This window comes from Corallococcus interemptor (assembly GCF_003668875.1).
GTDB lineage: Bacteria > Myxococcota > Myxococcia > Myxococcales > Myxococcaceae > Corallococcus > Corallococcus interemptor.
Map to the genome: position 1 here is coordinate 1 of NZ_RAWM01000230.1, position 6130 is coordinate 6130.

Consider the following 6130-nt stretch of genomic DNA (forward strand, 5'->3'; position numbering starts at 1 on the left):
CGCCGCGCCGTCCCAACATCGGCCTCAGCCCGGACTGGGCCCAGCCGGCCGACTCCGCCTTTCCCCGCTACGAATTGAAGGTGCCCTACGCGGAGGCTGTCTTTCGCGCGGGGGGCCTGCCCTTCGTGCTGCCGTACACCGACGACCCGTCCTGCGTGGACGCCTACCTGGAGCGGGTGTCCGGGCTGGTGGTGACGGGCGGCGCGTTCGACATCCCCCCGTCCGCGTACGGCGAGGAGGCCCGCGAGGGCATGGGCCCGCTGAAGGAGGGCCGCACGGCCTTCGAGGCGCAGCTGATCCGGGGTGCGCTCAAGCGCAACCTGCCGGTGCTGGGCGTGTGCGGCGGCATGCAGCTCTTGGCCGTGGTGCTGGGCGGCACGCTGTTCCAGGACATCCTGCGCGAGGTGCCGGGCGCGCGCGACCACGAGCAGAAGCACGACCGCACCCAGCCGCAGCACCCGGTGGAGGTGAAGAACGGCACGCTGCTGGCGGAGGCCGTGGGGCACGGGCAGCTGATGGTGAACTCCACGCACCACCAGGCGGTGAACAAGCCGGGCACGGACGTGGCGGTGAGCGCGGTGTCGCCGGACGGCGTGGTGGAGGCCATCGAGTCCACCGCGCACGCGTTCGCGCTGGGCGTGCAGTGGCACCCGGAGCTGATGCTGGGGACCATCCCGGTGCACCTGGGCGTCTACAAGTCGCTGGTGCAGAAGGCGCGCGAGCACCGCCGGTGAGGCCGCGCGTCCTGCTTCTGGCGGGACTGGAGCCCACGGGCCGGGCGGGGCTGCTCGCGGACGTGGCCGCGGTGCGCGCGCGCGGCGGCGACGCGGTGGCGGTGCCCACGGCCCAGACGGCGCAGGGCTCGCATACCTTCGCGGTGGTGCCGGCCTCCCCGCGCATGCTGGCCGCGCAGGTGACGGCCGCGCGCGAGTGGGGTCCCCTGCACGCGGTGAAGTGGGGCGTGGTGCCCGGGCCGTCGCAGCTGGCCACGGCGCGGGCGGCGCTCAAGGACGCGGACGCGTGGTGGGTGGTGGATCCGGTGGTGCGCTCGTCGCGGGGACAGGCGCTGTCCCGGCTGACGGCCCGGCACTACCTGGCGCTCGCGGGCCCGCGCGTGCTGGTGACGCCGAACCTGGAGGAGGCCGCGTGGCTGCTGGGCCGGCCCGCGCTGGGGACGGTGGAGGACGCCCAGGAGGCCGCGGAGGCGCTGTGCCAGCGCGGCTTCGGCGCGGTGCTGGTGAAGGGCGGGCACCTGCCGGAAGGGCAGGGGCTGGCGGACGTGCTGGCCTACGCCGGACGCACGGTGGTGATGCGGGGGCGCAGGCTGAAGCGGCCTCCGGAGCGCCGGGGCACGGGCTGCCGGCTCGCGTCCGCGCTGGCGGCGGAGCTGGGCCGGGGCACGGGGCCGGAAGCGGCGGTGCGCGCGGCCCGTGAGCACGTCACGGGCTACCTGCGCACCGGCCGGGACTGACGCGAAGGCCTACTCGCTGCGAGCGCGGCTTTCGAAGCGCGTGTACTCCGCGAGGAACACCAGTTCGATGGAGCCGATGGGGCCGTTACGCTGCTTGGCGACGATGAGCTCCACGGGGATGACCGTGTTGCCGCCGCCGCCTCCACCACCACCACCGCCTCCTCCACCACCACCGCCTCCCTCGCCGTCCTCCTCCGTCTCACGGTGGATGAACATCACCACGTCGGCGTCCTGCTCGATGGAGCCGGACTCACGCAGGTCGGACAGCATGGGCTTGCCGCCCTTGCGCTCTTCGACCTTACGGCTGAGCTGGCTGAGCGCGATGATGGGCACCTCCAGCTCCTTGGCCAGCTGCTTGAGCGCGCGGGAGATTTCCGCGACTTCCAGCTGGCGGCTCTCCACCTTGCCCTTCTGGTGCATCAGCTGGAGGTAGTCGATGACGATGAGCGACAGGCGCGGGTCCTTCTGCTTCACGCGCCGCGCCTTCGCGCGCAGGTCGAAGGGGGACAGGCCGCCGGAGTCGTCGATGTAGATGGGCGCGTTGTAGAGCGCGCCGGCCATCTCCTGGAACTTCTCCTCGTCGTGGGGCGACAGCCGGCCGCCGCGCAGCTTCTTCATGTCCACGCGCGCGGTGGACGCGAGCAGACGCATGAGCAGCTGATCCGCGGGCATTTCCAGGCTGAAGATGCCGACCGCCTTGTTCTCCTTCAGCGCCGCGTGCACCGCGATGTTCATGGCGAAGGACGTCTTGCCCACGCCGGGACGCGCCGCGAGGATGATGAGCTCACCGGCGTGCAGGCCGGTCAGCTGATTGTCCAGGTCGATGTAGCCCGTGGACAGACCGGTCACGCCGGTGTTCGCGGTCTTCATCTTGTCCAGCAGGTCGAGCGTCTGCTCCATCAGCTCGCTGACCGGACGCAGGTCGCCTTCGCGCTTCTTCTCCGCGAGGAGGAAGACCTTGCGCTCGGCCTCGTCGAGCAGGACCTCCAGCTCGCCCGTCTCCTGGCTGGCGAGGTCCTGGATCTCCCGGCCCACGTTGGCCAGGCGCCGGCGCAGCGCCTGATCCTTGACGATGTGGGCGTACTGCACGGCGTTGGCCGCCAGCGGGACGACCTGGTCCAGGCCCATCAGGTACGCGGGACCGCCCACCGCGACGAGCTGGCCGAGGATCTTCAGCTCCTCCGCGAGCGTCAGGTGGTCCACCTGCTTGCTCTGCTGATCCAGCCGCATCATCGCGGCGAAGATCTGCGCGTGCGAAGGGCTGGCGAAGTCGTCCGCGTGGACGACCTCCGCCACGGGCGTGATGAGCCCGTTGTCCGCCAGCACGGCGCCCAGCACCGCACGCTCCGCGGCAAGGTCCTCGTGGACCCGCCGTCCTTCCCTACCGTCCAGGACGTTCTGCATGGCTGCTTGGAACCTCTACAGGCAGCGTCTGACACGTTTCAGCGGACGTCCAGTTTCCAGGCAACAGACCTGTAGCACCCGGTGGGTCCGGGAAGGATGCCGCGACCGTCCGTATCCCCGGGCCCGGCCTCCCGGTGAACCGACCCGGCGCGTCGGGCTATCCGGCGGCGCCCCACTGCTGGAGGAAGGCCTCCCGGTGGGTGCGACTGAGGATCACCGTGGAGCCGTCCTTGAGCACGAGGATGCCGTCCCCATGGGTCCACGGCTCCAGGCGGGCCACGGCGTCCAGGTTCACCAGGTCGCTCCGGTGCACGCGCACGAAGCGGGTGGGGTCCAGGCGCTCCTCCAGGGCACGCAGCGTCTGGCGGACCAGGTGTTCCCCCTGGGCGGTGAAGAGGCGCACGTACTTGTCCTCCGAGGACAGGCGCCACACGGTGTCCAGGCGAAGGGGCACCCAGCCCTCGCCGACCTTCACGACCAGCCGCTCCAGGGGGCGCTCCGGGCGGGCCTTCGCCACCGTGGTGAGCAGGGCCTCCAGGGCGGCGGTGCCGTGCGTCCCGGCGCCGAGCAGCGCATGGGCCTTGTCGAGCGCCCGGGAGAAGCGGCCGGCGTCGTAGGGCTTGAGGAGGTAGTCCGCCGCGTGGGCCTCGAAGGCCTGGAGCGCGAAGCGCTCGTAGGCGGTGGAGAAGATGACCGCGGGACATGCGTCCGGCCCCAGCGCCTCCAGGACCTCGAAGCCGGTGAGGCCGGGCATCTGCACGTCCAGCACCACCAGGTCCGGCCGCAGCGCCTCGATGCGCGCCAGTGCCTCCGTCCCGTCCTGGGCCTCGCCCACGCAGGTGAAGCGCGAGTCGTCTGCCAGCAGGCGCTTCACCTTGGCTCGCGCCGGGGCCTCATCGTCCACGACCAGCACACGGAAGACCGTCACGAGGCCTCCTTTGGGCGCGCCGGATGCGTCCGCGCCGCTGGCCGGAACGACCTCACGCGCGTTGCCCTCATGAAGTCTCCACCCGGGGCAGCCACACCGTCACGCGGGCGCCGCCTTCGGGCCCCGCGCCTTGCTCCAGCCGGGCCCGTTCGCCGTGCAGCAGCGTGAGCACGCGGGCAAGCTGCGTCAGTCCCACGCCGGGCCCGGAGGCAGGGGAGGGGGCTCCGAAGCCTCGCCCGGTGTCCTCCACCTCCAGCGCCCAGCGGTCCGCTTCGGCACGCGCGCGGATGCGCACCTCCAGCGCTCCGCGCAGGTCCTGGTTGTGCTTCACCGCGTTCTCCACCAGCGTCTGCAGCGCGAAGCAGGGCACGCGCTGCGTCTCCAGCCCCGGCGCCACGTCCCAGCGCACCTCCAGCCGGTCGCCGAAGCGCGCCGCCAGCAGCGCCACGAAGCGCTCGGTGTGGCCGCGCTCCTCGGCCAGCGTCCAGGTGGGCTCGGTGCGCTCCAGGCTCGCGCGCAGCAGCTGCCCCAGGTCGCTCAGCAGCCGGTCCGTGCGCGGCAGGTCCTCGTACATCACCGACCCGATGGTGTGCAGCGCGTTGAAGAGGAAGTGCGGGTGCAGCTGGCCCGTGAGCGACTGGAGCTGCGCGGCCCGCAGCTCCCCCTCCAGCTCCGCCGAGCGCAGCGCGCGGGCCTGCCGCTCCCGCCACTCATACAGGAGCGAGATGACCGCGCAGCCCAGGCCGTAGGAGATGAGGTCCTTCTGGGCCTCCATCGGGAGCGCGTAGACGGGAGGCCCCAGGTCGTAGTCCCCCAGCTCCAGCAGCGCGTAGACGGCGTGCCGCAGCCCCGCCATCCCCAGGATGTGCAGCGACGTGAAGAGGAGGAAGGCCGCGGCGTGGATGCCCAGGAAGCGCGCCCAGCCCACGCGGGGCGACGGCGCGTTGAGCACCGCCGTCATCAGGATGGGCAGGATGAGCGTCACGACCAGCGCGCTGGTCACCTCCCAGATGAAGGCCGGCGCCCAGTGGCCCGGATGCGGCTGCATGAGCTGCATCAGCCGCACCGCGCTGCCCTGCCACACGCCCAGGGCCAACCCGAACGCGAACACCTTCAGCGCCGGGCGCAGCCGCAGCCGGGGCCAGCGCCATCGCGTGGCTGGAACGTCCTCCCAGGCGCTCACCCCACGGCCTCCGGAGCCAGGACCGCCGGACGCGCCGCGCGCGGCTTCATGCCGAAGAGCGGCCGCAGCCAGGACACGCGGGACACGCCCTCGCACAGCGCCAGCGTGACGGCGAAGGACACGGTGAGCACCACCCCGAGCAGGACCCACGGGCCCACCGGCAGGCGCAGGCACAGGTAGCCCACGCAGACGATGACCGTCTGGTGGAAGATGTAGAACGGATACGACAGCGCCTGCGCGTGCGGAAGCCACGCCGGGGACGTGCGCACGTGGTGCCGCGCCCAGGCCAGCGCCGTCAGCACCCCGCTCCAGATGAGCACCGTGCCCCCCACGATGGCGGGCACCACCGGCATCACCGGCCACGGCCACACCACCTCCACGACGAGCGCCGCCACCGTCAGGGCCAGGAGCCCGTGGCGCAGCGCCACCAGCCGGTCCCACACGCCCGGGCAGCGGGCCAACAGGTGCCCGTAGAGGAACAGCTGGCCGTAGTGGAGGAAGGTGCGCGGATCATCGAACAGCGCGTGCGTCTCCGGGAAGTCGCGCAAGAGCACCCGGTTGAGCGCCAGCGGCACCCCGAGCCACAGCACGTTCACCCCGCGCGACAGCCACGCGTCCGCCCCCGCGAGGAACCGCCCACCGGCCTGCGTGCGCAGCAGCGCGAAGAGGGGCAGGGCCAGCAGGCAGTAGTGGAACAGGTAGGCCACGAACCACAGATGGTGCCAGCTGAAGCTGCCCGCGGGATAGGACACGAACTCGAACACCGTCGGGTAGAACGCGGCGTAGCTGCCGTGGAACTGCCCCCGGAACAGCCGCTCCACGTAGATCTGCGGCGGCACCACCACGAACATGCCGAACACCAGCGGCAAGAGCAGCCGCTTCGTCCGGTCCTTCGTGAACGCCCTCAAGGAGCGCCGCCGCAGCGCGAACGCCGTGCCCGCGCCGGAGATGACCATCAAGAGCGGCATGCGCACCAGGTGCAGCACGCCCATGACGGGCTCCAGCACCGGCAGCGCCTGGGGGCTCTTGATGTGCCAGTCCCAGGTGTTGAACATCATCCCGGTGTGGAACAGGTGCAGCACCACGATGGCCAGCACCCGGAGCCAGTCCAGGTCGGGGTGGTGCACCTGTTCCACACCGGGAT

6 protein-coding genes are annotated in these 6130 nt (G+C 71.8%); 2 read left to right on the forward strand and 4 right to left on the reverse strand.

The genetic code is table 11. The features are described from left to right. Both D7X96_RS38460 and thiD read left to right on the forward strand, forming a co-directional pair. The coding region (locus D7X96_RS38460; RefSeq protein ID WP_147468513.1) for a gamma-glutamyl-gamma-aminobutyrate hydrolase family protein at nucleotides 1–734 on the forward strand (734 nt) is incomplete at its 5' end. Further along, nucleotides 731–1471, forward strand: a complete 741-nt coding sequence (thiD, locus tag D7X96_RS38465; protein WP_121771963.1) for a bifunctional hydroxymethylpyrimidine kinase/phosphomethylpyrimidine kinase — start codon at nucleotides 731–733, stop codon at nucleotides 1469–1471. The genes D7X96_RS38460 and thiD, both read left to right, overlap by 4 nt. Before the next feature lie 9 nt (nucleotides 1472–1480). On the opposite strand, the gene dnaB is transcribed toward thiD, so the two are convergent. The 4 genes from dnaB to D7X96_RS38485 form a co-directional block, all read right to left on the reverse strand. Then, on the reverse strand, nucleotides 1481–2875 hold the full coding sequence (gene dnaB / locus D7X96_RS38470) for a replicative DNA helicase (RefSeq protein WP_120553048.1): 1395 nt from the start codon (nucleotides 2873–2875) through the stop codon (nucleotides 1481–1483). Nucleotides 2876–3032: 157 nt separating this feature from the next. Continuing rightward, the gene (locus tag D7X96_RS38475) at nucleotides 3033–3803 is read right to left on the reverse strand and encodes a LytR/AlgR family response regulator transcription factor (RefSeq protein WP_120553049.1); all 771 of its coding nucleotides are present in this window, start codon (nucleotides 3801–3803) and stop codon (nucleotides 3033–3035) included. Between the two features lie 67 nt (nucleotides 3804–3870). Continuing rightward, the gene (locus D7X96_RS38480) at nucleotides 3871–4986 is read right to left on the reverse strand and encodes a sensor histidine kinase (RefSeq protein WP_120553050.1); all 1116 of its coding nucleotides are present in this window, start codon (nucleotides 4984–4986) and stop codon (nucleotides 3871–3873) included. Continuing rightward, the coding region (locus D7X96_RS38485; RefSeq protein ID WP_370450229.1) for an acyltransferase family protein at nucleotides 4983–6130 on the reverse strand (1148 nt) is incomplete at its 5' end. The genes D7X96_RS38480 and D7X96_RS38485, both read right to left, overlap by 4 nt.